The sequence below is a fragment of the Methylobacterium gregans genome (assembly GCF_022179245.1).
Taxonomy (GTDB): Bacteria; Pseudomonadota; Alphaproteobacteria; order Rhizobiales; family Beijerinckiaceae; genus Methylobacterium; species Methylobacterium gregans.
The window spans coordinates 26,141-47,043 of record NZ_BPQM01000137.1; the positions used below are offsets into that span (position 1 = coordinate 26,141).

The following is a 20,903-nucleotide window of genomic DNA, read 5'->3' on the forward strand; positions in this document are numbered from 1 at the left end:
CGTTACGCGGCGCGTGCATCGATCGTGCCGAAGCCCGCCGCTGCGGGCCGGCGGACTCAGCAGAGCCCGGCACCGCGCAGCACGTCGTGGGCGCGGATGATGTCGCGCAGGCGGTCCTCGAACGAGCGGTCGCCGCCGTTGGCGTCCGGGTGGAAGCGCTTCACCAGCACTTTGTACTGCGCCTTGATGGCGGCGGCGTCGGCGCTCTCGTCGAGGCCCATCACGTCGAGGGCCTTGGTGACGGTGGGCGAGCGGCGCGGGCGCTGGGGCTCCGCCTGCGTGCGCCGACGCGTCTCGCCGAGCCCTTCGGCGCGCAGGATGCCCAGCGGGTCGACATAGGCCCAGTCGCGCTGCGGCTCCGATTTCGGCTTGGCCGTGCCCGTCTTGTTGACGCCCATCGCCCAGGTCGGCCGGTGCCCGATGATGGCGTCCTTCTGGTAGGCCTGGACAGCGGCGTCGTTCATGCCGTCGAAGTAGTTGTAGGTCGCGTTGTAGGCGCGCACGTGGTCCATGCAGAAGCGCCAGTACTGCCCTTCCGCCTTGCGCCCCTTGGGCGCGCGGTAGAGGCCCGGCCGGCCGCAGCCGGGGGTCTCGCAGACGGGCCCGGTCTCCTTCGCGTCGTCGCAGGAGGGCTTGATCCGGATGCTGTCGAACAGGCGCGAGTTGAGATCCATGACGGGGCGATTATGAGGGGGCGGACCGGAGACACAAGGCCGGCGGGCCTGATGCCGCATGCGGTGGATCGGGGTTGACGGATCGGCCGCCGGCGCCTGCGCCGGGAATCGAGGGTTTTCAGCCGATGGCGACGTTGCGGGACTGGATCGAGGAGACGCTTCGGACGCAGCTCGCGCCGACGCGGCTCGAAGTGGTGGACGAGTCCCACCTGCACGCGGGCCATTCCGGCTCGCGCGAGGGGGGCGAGACGCATTTCCGCCTCGACGTCGTCTCGGCGGCCTTCGAGGGCAAGAGCCGGGTGGACCGTCACCGTCTGGTGAACGGTCTCATGGACGAGGCGTTCAAGCGCGGGCTGCACGCCCTGGCGCTGAAGGCGCGCACGCCCGGAGAGGCGGCCTGACCGGCGCCCCGGCCCGAACGGAGATATGGCGATCGTGCCCCTGATCTGCACCCCTCAGATCGCCATCGCGGACGAGGAACTCGAGGAGAGTTTCGTGCGCGCCTCGGGCCCGGGCGGGCAGAACGTCAACAAGGTGTCGACGGCGGTGCAGCTGCGCTTCGACGCGCGCCGCTCGCGCGCCCTGCCCGACGCGGTGGCGGTGCGCCTGATGCGGATCGCCGGCCATCGGCTCACTCAGGACGGGGTGATCGTCATCAACGCCCAGCGCTTCCGCAGCCAGGAGCGCAACCGCGAGGATGCCCGCGAGCGGCTCGCCGCGCTGGTCGCGGAAGCCGCGGTGCCGCCGACGCCGCGGCGGGCGACGCGCCCGACGCTCGCCTCGAAGAAGCGCCGCCTCGAGGCCAAGAGCCGCCGCGGCGCGGTCAAGCGCATGCGCGGCGGCCCGGGGGAGGATTGAGCCCAGCAAGATCGAGCCCGCGCCCGGGCGCGGGCTTGCTTCAGGCGAGCGCCTTGGCCTTGGCGACGGGCTTGGCGCTCGGCGCGGCGTCCGGGGCCGGCGAGAAGCCCGAGACCAGCTCGCTGCCGGGCTTGGCGATCGTCAAGACCAGGGCGACGAGGGCCAGCAGGGCCGCGAGCGCCGCCGGGACCAGGAAGGCGGTCTCGCCGTAGCGCAGTTGCAGCACGCCGCCTGTGATCGCCCCGAAGCTCAGGCCGCCCCAGAGCGGCGCCTGGATCCAGAACGACGAGGCGACCGACCCCATCAGCAGGTTGGCGAGTCCGGTGCCGAAGCGGACGACGGCGCCGGTGACGTAGGTCAGCGCGAGGCTGCGCCCGCCCTCGTCCTGCAGGATCGCGTTCTGGAGGCCGAGGGCCAGGATGATCGGATAGGCGTGCAGCGGGTAGCCGAAGGTGCCCCAGGGCATGAACAGGCCCAGCGCGAGCAGCACCGCCTCGATGGTCAGGAGCGCGGCCAAGCGCCAGCGCCCGAACAGGGCGGCGAGCAGCGTGCCCAGGAAGGCGCCGAAGCAGAACACGATGATCGTGCTGGCGACGCGGGTGACGTTTTCCCAGTCCTGGTTCGCCACCGCGACGCCGAAGCGCGTGGTGTTGCCGGACATGAACGACATGAAGAGCTGGGAGAATTCGAGGAAGCCGATCGAGTCGGCGCAGCCCGCGAGAGCCGCCAGAGCGACCGCGAAGGGGATGCGCGTGGTGGGGCTCGCCGGGAACGACTTGTCCGCCGGCGCCTCTTTGCGCGTCTCCGTCATGCACTCTGTCCTTTGTCACACGTCTCTGGAACCGCGTACTAAGCGCACAAGACGGCAAAGGTTCAGTGTTCGTCGGCACAAGATGTGCTTTTCCGCAGCACGAAGACTCGGCCCGGAACATCCCGCCGACGCTCGCGCCGGATCGCCGCAGGGATGCGCAGCGCGGTCGCCAGACCGGCGGCCTGCGCTGCCGCCGCGAGATGCGCGTCCGCGTGTCCGAAGCGGCCGTCCGCGCCCAGGCGTACCCCCTCCGCCCCGGCCTCTTCCGGAGACTGGACCGTGAAGGCGGCGAGGCCGCCCGGGCGGAGCACGCGCGCGATCCCGGCCAGCACCGGCGCGAGGTCGGCGAGATAGATGAACACGTCGGCCGCGAGGCAGAGGTCGGCGGACGCTCCCGGCTCGGACGCCAGAAAGGACGCGAGGTCGCCCTCCGCGAGCCGGTCGTAGCAGCCCTTGGCGCGGGCGAGCCGGAGCATCGCGGGCGAGAGATCGACCCCGGCGAGGTGGCCCGTCCGGTCGCGGATCGCCGCGCCCATCAGGCCGGTGCCGCAGCCGAGATCGAGCACGACGGGAAAGCGCGCGGGCGCCTCGGGAAGCGCGTCGAGGGCCTGTCGCAGCAGCGCGGGGCCGCAATAGCCGAGCCCCTCGACGAGGTGCCGCTCGAACCGGTGCGCGTAGCCGTCGAACAGGGCCCGCACATAGGCGCCCGACAGGGACGCGGCGCCCCCGCCGAGCCGCGCCCGGTGCAGGCCGGCACCGATCCGGTCCTCGGGATCGAGACCGCGGGCGGTCTCGAAGGCGTCGAGCGCGGCGCGCAGCTGGTCCTCGGCGCCGGTCGCCGCGTGCAGGCTCTCGCGGGCGCGCCCGAGCAGCAGCCAGGCCGGGGCGTAGCGCGGCGCCCGCTCGATCGCCTGCTCGGCCATCTCGGCGGCGCCCAGGGCGTCGCCCTCCGCCAAGCACGCCTCGGCGTAGACGTAGCGGCGGTCGGCGAGCAGGTCGCCGGAGGAATGCTGGGACATCGGGGCGTGCTGAACGGGGCGGGACGGGCGCCCTATATACCGGCGCCCAGACACGGACCATCATGACGCTCCGCGCCAGCGACCTCCTCACCCTCACCCGCGAAGGGCTCTACTGCCCGCTGGGCGACTTTCACGTCGACCCGACCTGGCCGGTGCCGCGCGCGCTGATCACCCACGGCCACGCCGACCATGCGCGGGCCGGGCACGGCCGGGTGCTGGCGACGCCCGAGACCTTGCGCATCATGGCGGTGCGCTACGGCGCGGAGTTCTGCGGCACCCGCCAGGAGGCGGCGCTCGGCGAGGCGATCCGGATCGGCGACGTCACCGTGCGCTTCGCGCCGGCCGGCCACGTGCTGGGCTCCGCCCAGATCGCGATCGAGCGGGAGGGCGTGCGGGTGGTGGTCTCGGGCGACTACAAGCGGGCGCCCGACCCGACCTGCCTGCCCTTCGAGGTGGTGCCCTGCGACGTCTTCATCACCGAGGCGACCTTCGGCCTGCCGGTCTTCCGACACCCCGACACGCGCGGCGAGGTGCGGCGCCTGCTCGAATCGGTGCGCCTCTTCCCCGAGCGCGCCCACATCGTCGGCGCCTACGCGCTCGGCAAGGCGCAGCGGGTGATGGCACTGCTGCGGGAAGAAGGCTGGGACCGGCCGATCCACCTGCACGGGGCGATGGAGAAGCTGACCGAGCTGTACAAGCGGGAGGGCGTGCCGCTCGGCGACACCCCGAAGGTGGCGGCGGCCGAGCGCAAGGACCTGCACGGCGCCATCGTGCTCTGCCCGCCCTCGTCGATCCAGGACCTGTGGTCGCGCAAGTTCCCCGATCCCGTGACCTGCTTCGCCTCGGGCTGGATGCGGGTGCGGGCCCGCGCCCGGCAGAAGGGCGTCGAGCTGCCGCTCGTGATCTCCGACCACTCGGACTGGCCCGACCTCTGCCGCACCATCCGGGAGACCGGGGCCGGCGAGGTCTGGGTCACGCACGGGCAGGAGGACGCGCTGGTGCACTGGTGCGGCACGCAAGGGATTCGGGCGAAGCCCCTGCACCTGCTAGGCTACGGGGACGACGGCGAGGCCGAGCCCGCGCCGGAGGCCGGTGCCGAGGAGGCCGCGGCGTGAACGCCTTCGCCGAACTCCTCGACCGCCTCGCCTACGAGCCGCGCCGCAACGCGAAGCTGCGCCTGCTGCAGGACTATTTCGCCCGCACGCCGGACCCGGAGCGCGGCTACGCGCTCGGGGCCATGACCGACACCCTGACCTTCCGCGAGGCCAAGCCCGCCCTGATCCGGGCGCTGGTGGAGGAGCGCATCGATCCGGTGCTGTTCCGGCTCTCGCACAACTACGTGGGCGACCTCGCCGAGACCACGGCGCTGATCTGGCCGGGCCCCGAAGCCGCGGACGGGGCGGCCGGGCTCGGCCACAACAACCCACCCCCGCCGACCCTCGCCGACGTGGTCGAGACGCTCAGTACCACGGCGCGGAAGGACCTGCCCGCCCACCTCGCCCACTGGCTCGACGCGCTGGATGAGACCGGGCGCTGGGCGCTCCTCAAGCTCGTCACCGGCAACCTGCGGGTCGGCGTCTCGGCCCGCCTCGCCAAGACGGCGGTGGGCGCGCTCGGCGGCCACGAGGCCGATGCGGTGGAGGAGGTCTGGCACGGGCTCACCCCGCCGTTTGCCGGGCTGTTCGCCTGGGTGGAGGGGAAGGGAGAGCGCCCCGAGACCCTGAACCCCGCCCCGTTCCGGCCGCCGATGCTCTCCCACCCGATCGAGGAGGAGGCCGATCTCGACCGGCTCGACGCGGGCGATTTCGCGGGCGAGTGGAAGTGGGACGGGATCCGGGTGCAGCTCGTCGGCGGACGCGACCGCGAGGGTGGCCAAGTGGCGCGGGTCTATTCCCGCACGGGCGAGGACATTACGGGCGCGTTCCCGGATCTCGCCGAGGCGATCACCTTCACGGGCAGCCTCGACGGCGAGCTCCTGATCCTGCGCGAGGGCCGCGTGCAGAGCTTCAACGTCCTGCAGCAGCGCCTGAACCGCAAGGCGGTGACGGGCAAGCTGCTCGAGGAATTCCCGGCGCACGTCCGCGCCTACGACCTGCTCACCGCGGACGGCGCGGATCTGCGGGCGGAGCCCTTCGAGACGCGCCGCGCGCGGCTCGAAGCCTTCGTGGCACGGCTCGACCATGCCCGCATCGACCTCTCGCCGGTGGTGCCCTTCGCGAGCTGGGCGGATCTGGCCGCGGCCCGGGCCGATCCGGCCTCGGTCGGCGCCGGGGCGGACGCCGACGCGATCGAGGGCGTGATGCTGAAGCGGCGGTCGAGCCCCTACCTGCCGGGCCGCCCCAAAGGCCCCTGGTGGAAGTGGAAGCGCGAGCCGCACATCGTGGACGCGGTGATGATGTACGCCCAGCGCGGCCACGGGAAGCGCTCGTCCTTCTACTCGGACTACACGTTCGGGGTCTGGCGGGAGGGCCCCGAGGGCGACGCGCTGGTGCCGGTCGGCAAGTGCTACCACGGCTTCACCGACGCCGAACTCGCCAAGCTCGACCGCTGGGTCCGCAACCACACCACCAAGCGCTTCGGCCCGGTGCGCGAGGTGGCGTACGGCCGCGACGCCGGGCTGGTGCTGGAGATCGCCTTCGAGGGCGTGCAGCGCTCGACCCGCCACAAGTCCGGCGTGGCGATGCGCTTCCCCCGGGTGAGCCGCATCCGCTGGGACAAGCCCCCCGCCGAGGCCGACCGCATCGACGTGCTGGAGCGCATCCTCGCCCGCGGCGAGCGCGAGATCGCGCCCGGGCAGGCGCTGGAGGAGACGCGATGAGACAGGGCCGGATCGACGGAATCGAGGATTTTTCCGCGGGCGAGGTGCGGCGCCAAGCGAGCGCGCGCCTGACCATCGCGACGCCGGGCCAGGGCTTCACCGATTTCACCGAGGCGGTCGCGGCCTTCCTCCGGCAGAGCGGCATCCGGGACGGGCTTGTCCACGTGTTCTGCCGGCACACCTCGGCCTCGCTGACCATCCAGGAGAATGCCGACCCGGACGTGCAGACCGACCTCCTGAGCGCGCTCGACACCCTCGCCCCGCGCGGGGCCGGCTACGTCCACGGCGCCGAGGGACCGGACGACATGCCGGCTCATATCCGCACCCTGCTGTCGGATTCCGGGCTGACCATCCCGGTCGTGGCGGGGCGCCTCGGGCTCGGCACGTGGCAGGGCATCTACCTCATCGAGCACCGCGACCGGCCGCACCGCCGGGATATCGTGCTGAGCGCGGTGGGAGCCTGAGCACGCACCAGAGCTCCGCACTGGACCCGCCAAAGGTCTCGCCCTGCGGGATCCGGGACCTGCCGGAGCGTCCCGTGCGTCAGAGGAACTTCGCCGGGTCCGTCTCCGGCGGAGGCGTCGCCACATCCATGCGGTTCCACCAGCCGCCGCCGAGCGCCTGGAACAGGGCGGCGGTGTCGGCGTACTGGGTGGCACGCGCCGAGGCCGAGGTGACGAGCGCCGAGAGGTAGCTCTGCTGGGCGATCAGCACCTGCGTGGCGTTGATGGCGCCCGCCTCGAACTGCTTGCGGATCAGCCCGAGGCTCTCGCCCGTGGCCTTCTCGGCCGCGGAGGCCGCCGCGACCGCGCTCGCATCCGCCTGGAGCGCCCGCAGCGCGTCGGCGACGTTCTGGAAGGCCCCCACCACCGTGGCGCGGTACTGCGCCTGGGCCTGGGTCAGCGCCTCCTCGGAGGCGCGCTGGCGACGGTAGAGCGTGCCGGCGTCGAAGATCGGCGCCGCCGCCTGTCCGATGACGGTGAAGAAGCCCGCGCCTGGGTTGAGGAGCTGGGCGATGCGCACGGCGCTGGCGCCGCCGGTCGCCGAGATGGTGAATTGCGGCAGGCGGTTGGCCACCGCCACGCCGACATTGGCGGAGGCCTGCTGCACCAGGGCCTCGGCCGCCTTCACGTCCGGGCGCTGCTGCACGAGGCGCGAGGGCAGGCTGACGGGCAGCTTGGTCGGCAGGCGCAGGGCGGCGAGAGTGAAGGTCTGCGCGACCTCCTCGCTCGGCAGGCGGCCGGTCAGCGCGGTGAGCAGGTTGCGCTGTTGGGCGAGCTGCTTCTCCAGCGGCGGCAGGAGCTGCTGGGAGAGCGAGAGCGCGGCCTGCTGCTGCACCACCTCGGCGCCCGCGATCTGACCGAGCTTGAGCTGCTTGTTGTAGAGCTCCAGCACCTCGGTCTGGGCCTGGATCACGCGCTTCGTCGCGTCGATCTGGGCGCGCAGCGAGGCCTCTTGGATCGCCGCCGTGACCACGTTGGCGGTGAGGCTGAGATAGGCGGCCTCGAGCTGGAAGCGCTGGTTCTCGGCCTGGGCCTCCAGCGCCTCGATCTGGCGCCGGTTGCCCCCGAACACGTCCGGGTTGAACGTGACCGCGACCTGCGGCGTGAAGAGGCTGTAGAGGTAGCGGTTGTCGTTCTGCAGGGGCGACTGCAGGTCGAGGCCGGGTGCGCGCGCGCCCTGAACCTGCGGGGTGGCCGAGAGCGTCGGGAACAGCGTGCCCTTCTGGGCGAGGACGTTCTGCTGCGCGATGCGGAGCGAGGCCTGGGCCGCCTCGAGATTCGGGTTGTTGGCGAGCGCCTCCTCGACGAGGCGGTTCAGCGCCTTCGAGCGGAACAGCTTCCACCACGCGCCCGGGATGTCGGCGCCCGCGACGAAGCTCTGGTCGGCCGATCCGCCCTGGCGCGTCGCGATGGCGTCGGCCGCGCTCGGGTTGCGCAGCGGCTCCTTCGTGTAGCGCGTGACCGGCGGGTCCTCAGGGGGCACGAAGTTCGGCCCCACCGCGCAGGCGGAGACGCCCGCGCAGAGCCCGGCGCCGAGCGCGCCGGCGAGCAGGCGGGACGCGATCCGCGCCCTTCGTCCGGATCCTGCCACCATCGCGCCGCCGGCCCCCACCTTGGCAACTTGCCCATCGTAGAGGGACGCCCGGGAGGTCCCTGTCAACGCCGCGCCGCGGCGCGGCATGCCCCGCGCCCAAGCCTGTTGCGCCCGCATCACGCCGCTGCCGGGTGGTGATGGGCCGGCACGGCGTCGCGGTTGGTCGTCCGCCGCGAGAACAGGGAGATCAGGACGGGCAGGACCACGAGGATCAGGTTCGGGGCGAGCAGGATGCCGCCGACCACCACCAGCGCCAGCGGCTTCTGCACCTGCGAGCCGATGCCGGTGGAGACCGCCGCCGGCAGGAGGCCGACGCAGGCCGCCACGCAGGTCATCATCACCGGCCGCATGCGCACGATCGAGGCGTGCCAGACGGCCTGTGACCGGTCCATCCCCTCGTCGAGGAGCTGGTTGTAGTAGGCCAGCAGGATCACGCCCTCCATGGTCGAGATGCCGAAGAGCGCGATGAAGCCGATCGCCGCCGAGATCGAGAAGGGCGTGGCGGTGAAGAACAGGGCGAAGATGCCGCCGATCATCGCCATCGGGATCACCGAGAGCGTCAGCAGCATGTCGGTGACCGAGTTGAAGTTGATGAAGAGCAGCAGCGCGATCAGCACCAGCGTCAGCGGCACGACGAGGCTGAGCCGGGCGACCGCGTCCTGCAGGTTGGTGAACTGGCCGACCCACTCCATGTGGTAGCCGGCCGGCATCTCCACCTCCCGCTGGACGCGGGCCTGCGCCTCCAGAACCGCGCTGCCGAGATCGCGCCCGCGCACCGAGAACTTGACCGGGATGTAGCGCTCCTGGTCCTCGCGATAGATGAAGGCGGCGCCCGAGACGAGCTCGACGGTGGCGATCTCCGAGAGCGGCACCTGCACCACGCCGCCGCTCGGGTTCGGCGCCCCGATGGTGATGTTGCGGATCGTCTCCAGCGAGGAGCGGTACTCGCGCGCCAGCCGCACCCGCATCGGGAAGTGCCGGTCCGAGCCGTACTCGTAGAGGTCGCCCGCCGTCTGGCCGCCGATCGCGGCCGCCACCGTCGTGTTCACGTCGCCGATGGACAGCCCGAAGCGGGCGGCCTTCTGGCGATCGACGTCGATGCGCACGGTGGGCTGGCCGAGCGAGGCGAAGACCGCGAGATCCGTGATGCCGGGGATCGTACTGAGCACGTCCTTCACGGCGTTCGCGGTCTTGGTGATCTGCGCGAGGTCCGAGCCGTAGATCTTGACCGAGTTCTCGCCCTTCACGCCGGAGGCCGCTTCCTGGACGTTGTCCTCGATATATTGCGAGAAGTTGAACTCGATGCCCGGAAACTCCTGCTCCAGACGCTTGGAGAGGTTGCGGATCAGGGTCTCCTTGTCGAGACCCTTGCGCCACTGGTCGATAGGCTTGAGCGGCGCCAGGATCTCGCAGTTGAAGAAGCCGGTGGCGTCGGTGCCGTCGGCGGGCCGCCCCTGGTGCGAGATCACGGTGACGACCTCGGGCACCTCCTGGAAGATCTTGCGCAGGCGCTGCACGTAGGCGTTGCCCGCCTCCAGCGAGATCGAGGCCGGCATGGTGCCGCGCACGTAGAGGTTGCCCTCCTCGAGCTTCGGCAGGAACTCCAGGCCGAGATTGCGCGCGGCGAGCCCCGACACGAGCAGGATCGCGAGGGTGATCGCGATGGAGAGGATCCGGTTGCGCAGGCCGAACCGCAGGATGATCTCGTGGCCGAAACGGAGCAGCTTCACGATCAGCGTGTCGCGCTCCTCCACGTGCTTCGGCAGGATCAGCGCGGCGAGCGCGGGCGAGACCGTGAAGGTGGCGATCAGCCCGCCGACCAGCGCGTAGGCGTAGGTCTTGGCCATCGGGCCGAAGATGTGGCCCTCCACGCCCGTCATCGTGAAGAGCGGCAGGAAGCCCACGATGATGATGGTGGCCGAGAAGAAGATCGCCCGGTTCACCTCGGCGCCCGCGATGGCGATGATGCCCAGCCGCCCGGTGAGCCCGCCCGGCGCCCGCTGGCCCTTGGACAGGTGGGGCTCGGCGAGGTGCCGGAACACGTTCTCGACCATGATCACGGTAGCATCCACGATCAGGCCGAAATCGATCGCGCCGAGGGACAGGAGGTTCGCCGAATCGCCCCGCACCACCAGGATCAGGATGGCAAATCCCAGCGCGAACGGGATGGTGGCCGCCACGATGATGGCGCTGCGAAGCGATCCTAAGAACAGCCACTGCACCACGAAGACCAGCACCACGCCGAAGACGAGGTTGTGCATCACCGTGTGGGTGGTGGTGTGGATCAGGCCCGAGCGGTCGTAGATGCGCTGGATCTTCACGTCGGGCGGCAGGATCGTGGAGTTGTTGATCCGGTCGATCTCGGCCTCGACGCGGCGCAGGGTCGGAAGGCTCTGGCCGCCGCGGCTCATCAGCACGATGCCCTCGACCACGTCCGGCTGGTCGTCATGGCCGACGATGCCGAGGCGCGGCGCGTTCGAGACGCGCACCTCGGCCACGTCCTTCACCAGCACGGGGATGCCGTTCACCTGCGTCAGCATGGTGTCGCGGATGTCGTCCATGTCGCGGATCAGGCCGATGCCGCGCACCACCGCCGCCTGCTCGCCGACGTTCAGCGTCTGGCCGCCCACGTTGATCGAGGAGTTGTTGAGCGCCGTTACCAGTTGGACGAGCGTCAGCCCTTGCGCCTGAAGCCGGTTCAGGTCGACGGCGATCTCGTATTCCTTCGCCTTGCCGCCGAAGGCCGTCACGTCAACCACGCCCGGGATCGCCTTGAAGCGGCGCTGCAGCACCCAGTCCTGCAGGGTCTTCATGTCGGCCGACGAGTAGCCCGCGGGCCCGACGAGCTTGTAGCGCATGATCTCGCCAACGGGGCTCGTCGGCGAGATCTGCGGCTGCGCCCCGTTCGGCAGGGGCGGCAGTTGCGAGAGGCGGTTGAGGACGCGCTGGAGCGCCTGCTCGTACGTGTACTCGTAGTTGAACTGCACCTTCACGTCGGAGAGGCCGAACAGCGAGATGGTGCGCACCACCGTGGCGTTCGGGATGCCGGCGAGCGCCACCTCGAGCGGAATCGTGATGTAGCGCTCGATCTCCTCGGCCGACTGGCCGGGATTCTGGGTGATCACGTCCACGAGCGGCGGGACGGGATCCGGATAGGCCTCGATGTTGAGCTGGGTGTAGCTCGCGTAGCCGAGCCCCATCATCACGAGGAAGCCCAGGAAGACCAGCACGCGCTGGCGCAGCGAGAAGACGATCAGGCTGTTCATGGCGGCTCGCCCCGGGGCCCCTCAGGACGCCTTGTCGCCGGAGGCGGCGCGGTCGATGAACAGGGCGCCGCGGGTGACGACCTCCTCGCCCGCGTTCAGCCCCTCGACCACCTGCGCGTTGTCGCCGTTGATCAGCCCGAGCTTGACCGCGCGGGCCACGATGCTGCCATCCGCCTTCGCCACCCAGACATGGGCGGCCGCGCCCTCGTACACGATGGCGGCCATCGGCACCGCGGGCGAGGGCTGCGGCTTGCCGGTGATGATCGTGAAGGTCGCGAACATCTCGGGCTTGAGCAGGCGCTCGGGATTGTCGACCTCGCTGCGCACCGCGAGCCGGCGCGTGGCCGGATCGAGGCTCGCCGCCATGTAGTTGACCCGCGCCTTGAAGATGCGGGCGCCGAAGCCGGCCACCCGCGCCTCGACCTCCTGGCCGATGCGGATTTTCGGGATCTCGCTCTCGCGCACGTTGGCGACGAGCCAGACGGTGGAGAGATCGCCGATGACGAAGACCGGGTCACTGGACGAGGAGAGATACTGGCCGACACCCACTTTCCGCTGCACGATGGTGCCGGCGATCGGCGCGCGGATCTCGACCTCTGAGCTGAGCCGGCCGTTCTTCTCGAAGCCTGCGATCTCGGCGTCGGTCTTGCCCATGAGCCGCAAGCGGCTCTTCACCGCGTCCAGCGTCGCCTCCGCGGTCTTCAGGTCGCTCTGGGCGGCGATCACGTCGTTCTGCGCGGACTGGTAGTCCTTCAGAGCGACGGCACGGGCGGCGAACAGTTCCTGCTGGCGAGACGCGATGGTCTGGTCGAGCTTCAGCAGGGCCTGCTGCTTCTGCAGGCTGTTGAGCGCGGCCTGGTAGTCGTTCTGCGCCTGGACCATGTCGGTGGCCTCCAGCGTCAGCAGCAGGTCGCCGGCCTTCACCTCGTCGCCCGCCCGCGCCAGGACCTTCGTGACCCGGCCCGAATAGGGCGCGGCCACCGGCACGTTGTCGTCCTCGTTGAGCGCGATGCGCCCCTCCGCCGTGCCCTCGGGCCGGAAGGTCATGGTCGCGACCGGATGGATCTCGAAGGCGGCGCGCTGCTCCCGCGTAGGACGGAAGACGCGCTCGGCCGGGGAGCCCTTCTCGGCCTGCTCGGCCGCCACCTCCGCCGCCTCGCCGCCGCCGGTCAGGCCCTGGACGTAGGCGATCGCCCGCTCGGCGGCGTCGCGCACCGGCTGCGGGAACACGGCGACCGCCGCCACCAGGGCGACGACGAGAAGCAGCGCGGCTGCCACGGGCAGGAGCCCGACGCGGCGCGCGGCGCGCGCATGGCCGCTGCGGGCTTCAGGCTCCAGAGGATTGCGGGCGTCCATCGGGATCTCAGGGTCGTCGGGTCCGGTGCGGTCCTGGCATCGCGCGAGCCGGCGCGGGATTCGCGCGGCCGTTTGGTGCCCGCAACAGAGCGACCCATATCGCTTTTCTGTGGCAGAAGAACCGGCGCCGGAAGACTTTCGTCCGCGGTTGCAATTTAGCACCCACGACAATTTTACAAAGCCGGCACATGTCTTAGCGACGCGCTGTCCGGGACAGCGGCCGCCCGCGGTCCGCGGCCTCACGGGGCCGTGATCAGACCGGGCGGACGGCTCCTGCGCAACCCGGGCGGCACCGGCCGGTTACCCGGACGGGGCTTGGGCGTATCGGTAGGTATTCGACGGCATGGACGCGCGCCACGATCCGGACCTCCGCACCGCCTCGCCCCCACGATCCGGCCGCCCTGAGACAGGATTGCCGCGCGTCGTGATCCTCGGCGCGGGCTTCGCGGGGCTGGCGGCCGCGCAGGCGCTTGCCGGCGCGCGGGTGGCGGTGACACTCATCGACGTCAACAACTACCACCTCTTCGTGCCGCTGCTCTATCAGGTGGCGACCGCCGCGCTCTCGCCCGCCGACATCGCCGAGCCGATCCGCCACATCGTGGCGGCCTCCGAGAACATCGAGGTGGTGCTGGGGGAGGTCTCAGGGGTGGACCCGGAGGCCCGGGAGGTCAGGCTCGCCGACGGCACGGCGATTCCCTACGACCGGCTCGTCGTCGCCACCGGCTCCACCACCAGCTATTTCGGCCACGACGCCTGGGCCGACCACGCGCCCTCGCTCAAGAGCATCGAGGAGGCCCGCGCCATCCGCACCCGGGTGCTGCAGGGCTTCGAGCTGGCCGAGCGCGCCGCCGATCCGGCCGAGCGCGACCGGCTGATGACGATCGTGGTGGTCGGCGGCGGGCCGACCGGCGTCGAGATGGCCGGATCGCTCGCCGAACTCGCGCGCCACGCGCTGGCCCGCGACTTCCGTCACATCGACCCGACGACCGCCCGTGTCCTCCTGGTCGAGGCGGGGCCGCGCCTGCTCGCGGCCTTCCCGGAGGATCTCGCGGCCTATGCAAGGCGCTCGCTGGAACGGCTCGGCGTGAGCATCCTGACGAACCGGGCGGTCGAGACGATCGACGCGGACGGCGTGGTGATCGGGGGCGAGCGCATCCCGGCCGCGACCGTGGTCTGGGGGGCGGGCGTGCGGGCCTCGCCCGCCGCCGCCTGGCTCCGGGTCGCGACGGACCGCAGCGGGCGCATCCCCGTCGAACCCGATCTCTCGGTGACGGGGCTCCCCGACATCTACGCCCTGGGCGACACCGCCCTCTGCCGGGACGAGCGGGGCGAGCCGCTGCCGGGCCTCGCTCAGGTCGCACAGCAGCAGGGCACGCATCTGGGCCAGGCACTGCGGGCGAACCTGGAGCAGGGCAGGCCGATGCCGCCCTTCCGCTTCCGTAACCGCGGCAACGCGGCGATCGTCGGCCGGCACGCGGCGGTGTTCGATTTCGGGCCCCGCCGCCACCTCAGGGGCTCTCCCGCCTGGCTGCTCTGGGCCGCCGTCCATGTCGTGCTGCTGGTCGACTTCTCCCAGCGCGCCCGGGTCAGCCTGCAATGGCTCTGGCGCTACGTGACCTACCGGCGCGGCGCCCGGCTGATCACGGCCCCGCCCCCGCGGCGCTGAACCGGCTCCCGCGGTCTCAGGATCCGGCAGGGACCTGCCGGGTTGGACCTCACGGGGGACATGGGACGAGAGCCGAAGAGAGCCGATGGTCCAGCAGATCCCGGTCGATCCGAACGCGCGGGCGGACGATCCGCGCGCCGATGCCGAGCGCGACGACGCCACCCACGAGGTCCTGCCCGATCTCGCCTACCAGCGCCACGTCATCGCCAACGTCGCCTATATCGGGCAGCCCGGCGAGGCCGGCTGGGTGCTGGTCGATGCGGGCTTTCCCGGTACACGGGGGCGGATCGAGGCCGCGGTCGAGGCCCGCTTCGGCGGGACGCGGCCGGCCGCGATCCTGCTCACCCACGGGCATTTCGACCATGTGGGCGTGCTGGAGGATCTGGCGGCGGCCTGGGACGTGCCGGTCTACGCACACCGTCTGGAGCGGCCCTATCTCGACGGCAGCGCCGCCTACCCGCCGGGTGACCCGAGCGTCGGCGGCGGCGCGGTGGCACGGGCCTCGCCGCTCTTCCCGACCAAGCCCGTGAACGTGTCCGCGCAGCTGCACGAGCTGCCCGAGGACGGCAGCATCCCCGATCTGCCGGGCTGGCGCTGGATCCACACGCCCGGCCATTCTCCCGGGCACGTCTCGTTCTGGCGCGAGGCCGACCGCACCGTGATCGCGGGCGACGCCTTCATCACTACGGCGAGCGAATCGGCCTACGAGTCGATGATGCAGACGCCCGAGATCCACGGGCCGCCCAAGTACCTGACGATCGACTGGCCGGCGGCGCGCGACTCGGTCCGGGCGCTGGCCGCCCTGAAGCCGGATCTCGCGATCACCGGGCACGGCCGGGCGCTGGCGGGCACCGAGCTGCGGCGCGGCCTCGAGGCGCTCGCGGCGGATTTCGACCGCATCGCCGTGCCGGATCAGGGCCGCTACGTCGAGCGGCCCCACCGCGCGGAGGACGGCTCGGCCTACCGGGCGCCCTGAGCCGACCGAGCCTCAATGGGCCGGCAACGGCCCCGTGGTCGAGCGGCCCCGCAGGGCGAGGGCCGTCGCGGCCGCCCCGACGCCGTCCACCGCCGCGAAGGCGAGGAGCGGCGTCGGGGCGAGGTCGGCCATCACCAAGAGGACGAAGGCGGCGGCGAGGCAGAGCCGAACGGCGACGCTCGCGCCGATCAGCGGCCGGTCCTCGTGCCGCGCGAACTGCCCGTAATAGGCGGCGAAGCAGAGCATCAGCAGACCGATGATCCGGACGAGGTAAGGCTCGGCCGTCACGCCGAGCAGCCGCGCCACGCCCTCGGGGGCGAGTAGGAAGGCGAGGCCGGCGACGGTGAGGTAGGCGGCGTGGGCGATGACGGTCCTGGCCGGGGCGCTCAGTCCGGCCTTCATGGTGGTTCTCATGGCGAACCTCCGTGGAAGATCTTGCAAGTAACCGTTGACGCAGGATGATTACACATCACGCCCGAAGCGCGCCGAAATCACGCAGGTTAATGCCATATCGGCCGCGTTCGACGGTTCGGCAGGATACGGATCGTGCGGTCTGAAACATCGGCGTCCCGCCGGATGTTGCGCCGCACCGCCGAGACGTGCTCTGATGGCCGCGTCCGATAAGGGCGATACGGGAGAGCCCAGTCCGGCCGGCGACGGTCGGGCATGGCGCCGACGGAGCAACCACCCCCGGAAACTCTCAGGCACAATCACCGTATCGTTGGACAATCTGGAGAGAGGCGCCGCAGGGCGTCCACCGAAGGAGAAACCTCGGGCGTGAGCCGGGGGGAAGCTCTCAGGTAACCGCGACAGATGGGGGCAGGCCGGAAACGCGCGTGAGGCGCCTTCCGGATGCACGCTGTCGTGGAGAGTCCAGATGTCGGTACCGGCCGTCGAGACCGCCCCCCTTCTCAACACCCCGCTCTACGACCTGCACCTGCGCCTCGGCGCCCGAATGGTGCCGTTCGCGGGCTACGCCATGCCGGTCCAGTACCCGGCCGGGCTGCTCAAGGAGCACCTGCACACCCGCGCCGCCGCGGGGCTGTTCGACGTCTCGCATATGGGTCAGGTGGCGCTCCGCGCCGCCGACGTGACCGAGGCGGCTCGCGCCCTGGAGGCGCTGGTCCCCGCCGACATCCTCGGGCTGAAGCCCGGGCGCCAGCGCTACGGCCTGCTCACCGACGCTCGTGGCGGAATCCTGGACGACCTGATGGTGGCCAATCTCGGCGACCGGCTCGTCCTGGTGGTCAACGCCGCGAATAAGGCCGCCGACCTCGCCCACCTGCGGGCGGGGCTGCCGGATTCCGTTGCCGTCGAGGAACTGCCCCGCGCACTGCTGGCGCTGCAGGGTCCGGGCGCGGAGGCCGCGCTCGCCCGGCTCGCCCCGGAGGTCGCGGCGATGCGCTTCATGGACGCGCGGGTGTTCGATATCCTGGGCGCCGCCTGCCTCGTCACCCGCTCCGGCTACACCGGCGAGGACGGGTTCGAGATCTCGACGCCGGAGGACGCGGCCGCGCCGATCGCCGAGGCGCTGCTCGCCGACCCCGCCGTGCTGCCGATCGGCCTCGGCGCCCGCGACTCCTTGCGCCTCGAAGCGGGCCTCTGCCTGCACGGCTCGGATATCGACACGACGACGAGCCCGGTCGAGGCCGGACTCGGATGGGCGATCTCCCCGGCCCGGCGCCGGGGCGGCGCGCGTCCGGGCGGCTTCCCGGGGGCCGAGCGCATCCTCGCCGAGATGGAAGCCGGCCCGGCCCGGCGCCGCGTCGGCCTCCTCCCCGAGGGGCGTGTCCCCGTGCGGGCGGGCGCGGCGCTCTTCGCGGAAGGCGGTGAAACGGCCATCGGCCACGTCACCTCCGGCGGCTTCGGGCCGAGCCTCGGGGCGCCGGTGGCCATGGGCTACCTCCCCGCGGGGCTCGCCGCGTCCGGCACCCGCGTCTTCGCGGAGGTTCGCGGCCAGCGACTGGCCGCCGCCGTCGCCCCCCTCCCCTTCGTCCCCGCCGGCTTCAAGCGCGGCTGATCCCTCGACTCTCAAGGAGCGGACCCATGCTGAGATTCACCGAAGAGCACGAGTGGCTGCGGCTCGAGGGCGACATCGCCACGGTCGGCATCACCGCGCACGCCGCCGAGCAGCTCGGCGACCTCGTCTTCATCGAACTGCCGAAGGTCGGCGCGACCCTGACCAAGGGCGCCTCCGCGGCCGTGGTCGAGTCGGTCAAGGCGGCCTCCGACGTCTACGCCCCGCTCGACGGCGAGGTGACGGAAGTGAACGACGCCGTGGTCGATGCTCCCGAGACGGTCGGCTCCGACCCGCAGGGCGCGGGCTGGCTCTACCGCATGCGGCTCACGGACAGGACCGCCTTCGAGGCCCTGCTCGACGAGGCGGCCTACGCCGCCCTGCCCAAGTGAGAGAGGGCGCGATGACCCACTACGATCCCTACGACTTCGCCAACCGGCGCCATATCGGCCCGACGGTCGCCGAGATCGGCGCGATGCTGGAGATCTGCGGCGCCGAGAGCCTCGACGCGCTGGTGGACGAGACCCTGCCGCCGGACATCCGCCAGACGGCGCCGCTCGCCTTCGGCAAGCCGCTGACCGAGCGCCGGGCCATCGAGGCGATGCGCGCGACCGCCGACAAGAACCGGCTCCTCGTCTCGCTGATCGGCCAGGGCTACCACGGCACCACGATGCCGCCCGCGATCCAGCGCAACATCTTCGAGAACCCGGCCTGGTACACGGCCTACTCGCCCTACCAGCCCGAGATCAGCCAGGGGCGGCTCGAGGCGCTCCTGAACTTCCAGACGCTCGTCTGCGATCTCACCGGGCTCGACGTGGCCAACGCCTCCTTGCTCGACGAGGCCACCGCGGCGGCCGAGGCGATGGGTATGGCCAACCGCGTCGCCGCCTCGAAGCAGGACGCCTTCTTCGTGGACCGGGACTGTCTGCCCCAGACCATCGCGGTGCTGCGGACGCGGGCCGCGCCGCTCGGCTGGCGCATCGTGGTCGGCGACCCCTTCACCGATCTGAACCCCGCCGCGGTCTTCGGCGCGCTGTTCCAGTACCCGGGCGTGAACGGCGCGATCCGCGATGTCTCGGCGCCGATCGCGGCGCTCCACGCGGCCGGCGCCGTCGCGGCGGTCGCGGCAGACCCGCTGGCGCTGACGCTCCTCAAGCCCCCGGGCGAGATGGGCGCCGACATCGCGATCGGCTCGATGCAGCGCTACGGCGTGCCGATGGGCTTCGGCGGCCCGCACGCCGCCTACATGGCGACCCGCGACGCGCACAAGCGGGCGCTGCCGGGCCGCATCGTCGGCGTCTCGGTCGACGCCCACGGCAACCGCGCCTACCGGCTCGCGCTCCAGACCCGCGAGCAACACATCCGCCGCGAGAAGGCGACCTCGAACATCTGCACCAGCCAGGTGCTCCTGGCCGTCATCGCCTCGATGTACGCGGTCTATCACGGGCCCATGGGGCTGAAGGCCATCGCCCAGCGGGTTCACCGCGACGCGGTGCGGCTCGCCGCCGGCCTCACCGATCTCGGCTTCCGGGTCGAGCCCGAGCACTTCTTCGACACGATCACCGTCGCGGTCGGGCCCTTCCAGGGCGTGATCCTGAAGAGCGCCGTCGAGAACGGGGTGAACCTGCGGAAAGTCGGCGAGGATCGCATCGGCATCACGGTGGACGAGCGCACCCGGCCTGACATCCTGCAGGCGGTCTGGCGCGCCTTCGGCGGCCACGACCTGCCCTACGACGAAGCCTGGCCGGAGCAGCGCCTGCCGGAGGGTCAGCTCCGCACCTCGCCCTACCTGACGCACCCGATCTTCCACATGAACCGGGCCGAGAGCGAGATGACGCGCTACATGCGCCGGCTCGCCGACCGCGACCTCGCCCTCGACCGGGCGATGATCCCGCTCGGCTCCTGCACGATGAAGCTCAACGCCACGGCCGAGATGCTGCCGATCTCCTGGCCGGAATTTTCGGAAATTCACCCGCATGTGCCGGCCGATCAGGCCGCGGGCTACCACGAGCTGATCGGCGACCTCTCCGAAAAACTCTGCGCGATCACCGGCTACGACGCGATCTCGATGCAGCCGAACTCGGGCGCGCAGGGCGAGTATGCGGGATTGCTGGCCATTCGCCGCTACCATCTCGCGCGCGGCGAGGGGCACCGCACCGTCTGCCTGATCCCCTCCTCGGCGCACGGCACGAACCCGGCCTCGGCGCAGATGTGCGGGATGAGCGTCGTGGTGGTCGGCGCCGACCAGAACGGCAACGTCGACGTGGAGGATTTCCGCCGCAAGGCCGAGATGCACGGCGAGAAGCTCGCCGCCTGCATGATCACCTATCCGTCGACCCACGGCGTGTTCGAGGCGCGGGTGCGCGAGATCTGCGCGATCACCCATTTCCACGGCGGACAGGTCTATCTCGACGGGGCGAACCTCAACGCGCTGGTCGGGCTCGCCCGGCCCGGCGACATCGGGGCCGACGTCAGCCACCTCAACCTGCACAAGACCTTCTGCATCCCGCACGGCGGCGGCGGGCCCGGCATGGGTCCGATCGGCGTGAAGGCCCACCTGATCCCGTTCCTGCCCTCCGATCCGCGCAGCGGCGAGGAAGGCGCGGTCTCGGGATCCGCCTACGGCTCGGCGTCGATCCTGCCGATCTCGTGGAGCTACTGCCTGATGATGGGGGGCCGCGGCCTCGCGCAGGCGACGCGGGTGGCGATCCTCAACGCCAACTACATCGCGGCGCGGCTGGCGGACGCCTACCCCATCCTCTACGCGGGCGAGCGGGGCCGGGTCGCGCACGAGTGCATCGTGGACCTGCGCCCCTTCCAGAAGAGCGCCGGCATCACGGTGGACGACGTCGCCAAGCGCCTGATCGACAGCGGCTTCCACCCGCCGACCATGAGCTGGCCGGTCGCCGGCACGCTGATGATCGAGCCGACCGAGTCCGAGACCAAGGGCGAGATCGACCGCTTCTGCGACGCCATGCTGGCGATCCGCGAGGAGATCCGGGCGATCGAGGAGGGCCGCGCCGACCGGGCGAACAACCCGCTCAAGAACGCGCCCCACACGGTGCAGGACCTCGTCGGCGCCTGGGAGCGGCCCTACTCCCGCCAGGCCGGCTGCTTCCCGGCGGGCAGCTTCCGGACCGACAAGTACTGGCCGCCAGTCAACCGCGTCGACAACGCCTACGGCGACCGCAACCTCGTCTGCTCCTGCCCGCCGCCGGAGAGCTACGAGGCGGCCGCGGAGTAGAGCGGAGCTCTCCCTCCCCCTCTGCGGGGGAGGGTTGGCGCAGGTGTCCGCCACAGCGTAGATCCAGCCCGGCGCCGCGATCCGGGCGCACAGGGAGAACC

Annotated in this window: 17 protein-coding genes and 1 riboswitch; of the genes, 10 read left to right on the forward strand and 7 right to left on the reverse strand. The window is 71.4% G+C overall.

The window, feature by feature from the left end; all coding sequences use genetic code 11:
- Nucleotides 1–56: 56 nt before the first annotated feature.
- Nucleotides 57–674 carry a J domain-containing protein gene (locus tag MFF54_RS23540; RefSeq protein ID WP_238306637.1) on the reverse strand — a complete coding sequence of 206 codons (618 nt, stop codon included), beginning with the start codon at nucleotides 672–674 and terminating at the stop codon, nucleotides 57–59.
- Nucleotides 675–799: 125 nt separating this feature from the next.
- Here MFF54_RS23540 and MFF54_RS23545 point away from each other — a divergent pair, with 125 nt between their 5' ends.
- Complete coding sequence (locus tag MFF54_RS23545) at nucleotides 800–1,075, forward strand: BolA family protein (RefSeq protein ID WP_238306638.1); 276 nt, start codon at nucleotides 800–802, stop codon at nucleotides 1,073–1,075.
- 34 nt (nucleotides 1,076–1,109) lie between these two features.
- Nucleotides 1,110–1,532 (forward strand): alternative ribosome rescue aminoacyl-tRNA hydrolase ArfB, encoded by a 423-nt coding sequence (arfB, locus tag MFF54_RS23550; RefSeq protein ID WP_238306664.1) that lies wholly within the window; start codon nucleotides 1,110–1,112, stop codon nucleotides 1,530–1,532.
- Nucleotides 1,533–1,572: 40 nt separating this feature from the next.
- Here arfB and MFF54_RS23555 read toward each other — a convergent pair whose 3' ends face one another.
- Complete coding sequence (locus MFF54_RS23555; RefSeq protein WP_238306639.1) at nucleotides 1,573–2,343, reverse strand: YoaK family protein; 771 nt, start codon at nucleotides 2,341–2,343, stop codon at nucleotides 1,573–1,575.
- Nucleotides 2,344–2,405: 62 nt separating this feature from the next.
- Nucleotides 2,406–3,362, reverse strand: a complete 957-nt coding sequence (locus MFF54_RS23560; protein ID WP_238306640.1) for a class I SAM-dependent DNA methyltransferase — start codon at nucleotides 3,360–3,362, stop codon at nucleotides 2,406–2,408.
- Nucleotides 3,363–3,424: 62 nt separating this feature from the next.
- Between MFF54_RS23560 and MFF54_RS23565 the strand changes: the two genes are divergently transcribed.
- The 3 genes from MFF54_RS23565 to MFF54_RS23575 are packed head-to-tail and all read left to right on the forward strand — an operon-like array spanning nucleotide 3,425 to nucleotide 6,644.
- Entirely contained in the window at nucleotides 3,425–4,477 is a 1,053-nt protein-coding gene (locus tag MFF54_RS23565; RefSeq protein ID WP_238306641.1) for a ligase-associated DNA damage response exonuclease, read from the forward strand.
- Nucleotides 4,474–6,180, forward strand: a complete 1,707-nt coding sequence (locus tag MFF54_RS23570; protein ID WP_238306642.1) for a cisplatin damage response ATP-dependent DNA ligase — start codon at nucleotides 4,474–4,476, stop codon at nucleotides 6,178–6,180. Before MFF54_RS23565 ends, MFF54_RS23570 begins: the two co-directional genes overlap by 4 nt.
- A complete protein-coding gene (locus MFF54_RS23575) occupies nucleotides 6,177–6,644 on the forward strand; it encodes a secondary thiamine-phosphate synthase enzyme YjbQ (RefSeq protein ID WP_238306643.1) in 468 nt (155 codons plus the stop codon). Before MFF54_RS23570 ends, MFF54_RS23575 begins: the two co-directional genes overlap by 4 nt.
- 79 nt (nucleotides 6,645–6,723) lie before the next feature.
- Here MFF54_RS23575 and MFF54_RS23580 read toward each other — a convergent pair whose 3' ends face one another.
- From MFF54_RS23580 to MFF54_RS23590, 3 genes are all read right to left on the reverse strand, one after another.
- Nucleotides 6,724–8,277, reverse strand: coding sequence for an efflux transporter outer membrane subunit (locus tag MFF54_RS23580; protein WP_238306644.1), 1,554 nt, complete (start codon nucleotides 8,275–8,277; stop codon nucleotides 6,724–6,726).
- 116 nt (nucleotides 8,278–8,393) lie between these two features.
- Nucleotides 8,394–11,543 (reverse strand): efflux RND transporter permease subunit, encoded by a 3,150-nt coding sequence (locus MFF54_RS23585; protein WP_238306645.1) that lies wholly within the window; start codon nucleotides 11,541–11,543, stop codon nucleotides 8,394–8,396.
- A gap of 21 nt (nucleotides 11,544–11,564) precedes the next feature.
- Nucleotides 11,565–12,899, reverse strand: coding sequence for an efflux RND transporter periplasmic adaptor subunit (locus MFF54_RS23590; RefSeq protein ID WP_238306646.1), 1,335 nt, complete (start codon nucleotides 12,897–12,899; stop codon nucleotides 11,565–11,567).
- Between the two features lie 343 nt (nucleotides 12,900–13,242).
- On the opposite strand from MFF54_RS23590, the gene MFF54_RS23595 reads away from it, so the two are divergent.
- Both MFF54_RS23595 and MFF54_RS23600 read left to right on the forward strand, forming a co-directional pair.
- Nucleotides 13,243–14,565: an NAD(P)/FAD-dependent oxidoreductase gene (locus MFF54_RS23595; RefSeq protein ID WP_238306647.1), complete on the forward strand. Its 1,323-nt coding sequence runs from the start codon at nucleotides 13,243–13,245 to the stop codon at nucleotides 14,563–14,565.
- Nucleotides 14,566–14,650: 85 nt separating this feature from the next.
- On the forward strand, nucleotides 14,651–15,541 hold the full coding sequence (locus MFF54_RS23600) for an MBL fold metallo-hydrolase (RefSeq protein ID WP_238306648.1): 891 nt from the start codon (nucleotides 14,651–14,653) through the stop codon (nucleotides 15,539–15,541).
- Between the two features lie 12 nt (nucleotides 15,542–15,553).
- Here MFF54_RS23600 and MFF54_RS23605 read toward each other — a convergent pair whose 3' ends face one another.
- Entirely contained in the window at nucleotides 15,554–15,955 is a 402-nt protein-coding gene (locus tag MFF54_RS23605; RefSeq protein ID WP_238306649.1) for a hypothetical protein, read from the reverse strand.
- A gap of 208 nt (nucleotides 15,956–16,163) precedes the next feature.
- Nucleotides 16,164–16,267: riboswitch (glycine riboswitch) on the forward strand.
- Nucleotides 16,268–16,418: 151 nt separating this feature from the next.
- Here MFF54_RS23605 and gcvT point away from each other — a divergent pair.
- The 3 genes from gcvT to gcvP are packed head-to-tail and all read left to right on the forward strand — an operon-like array spanning nucleotide 16,419 to nucleotide 20,802.
- Nucleotides 16,419–17,561: a glycine cleavage system aminomethyltransferase GcvT gene (gene gcvT, locus MFF54_RS23610; RefSeq protein ID WP_238306650.1), complete on the forward strand. Its 1,143-nt coding sequence runs from the start codon at nucleotides 16,419–16,421 to the stop codon at nucleotides 17,559–17,561.
- 26 nt (nucleotides 17,562–17,587) lie between these two features.
- Entirely contained in the window at nucleotides 17,588–17,950 is a 363-nt protein-coding gene (gene gcvH, locus MFF54_RS23615) for a glycine cleavage system protein GcvH (protein ID WP_238306651.1), read from the forward strand.
- 11 nt (nucleotides 17,951–17,961) lie between these two features.
- Nucleotides 17,962–20,802 carry an aminomethyl-transferring glycine dehydrogenase gene (gene gcvP, locus MFF54_RS23620; RefSeq protein ID WP_238306652.1) on the forward strand — a complete coding sequence of 947 codons (2,841 nt, stop codon included), beginning with the start codon at nucleotides 17,962–17,964 and terminating at the stop codon, nucleotides 20,800–20,802.
- Nucleotides 20,803–20,903: the final 101 nt, after the last annotated feature.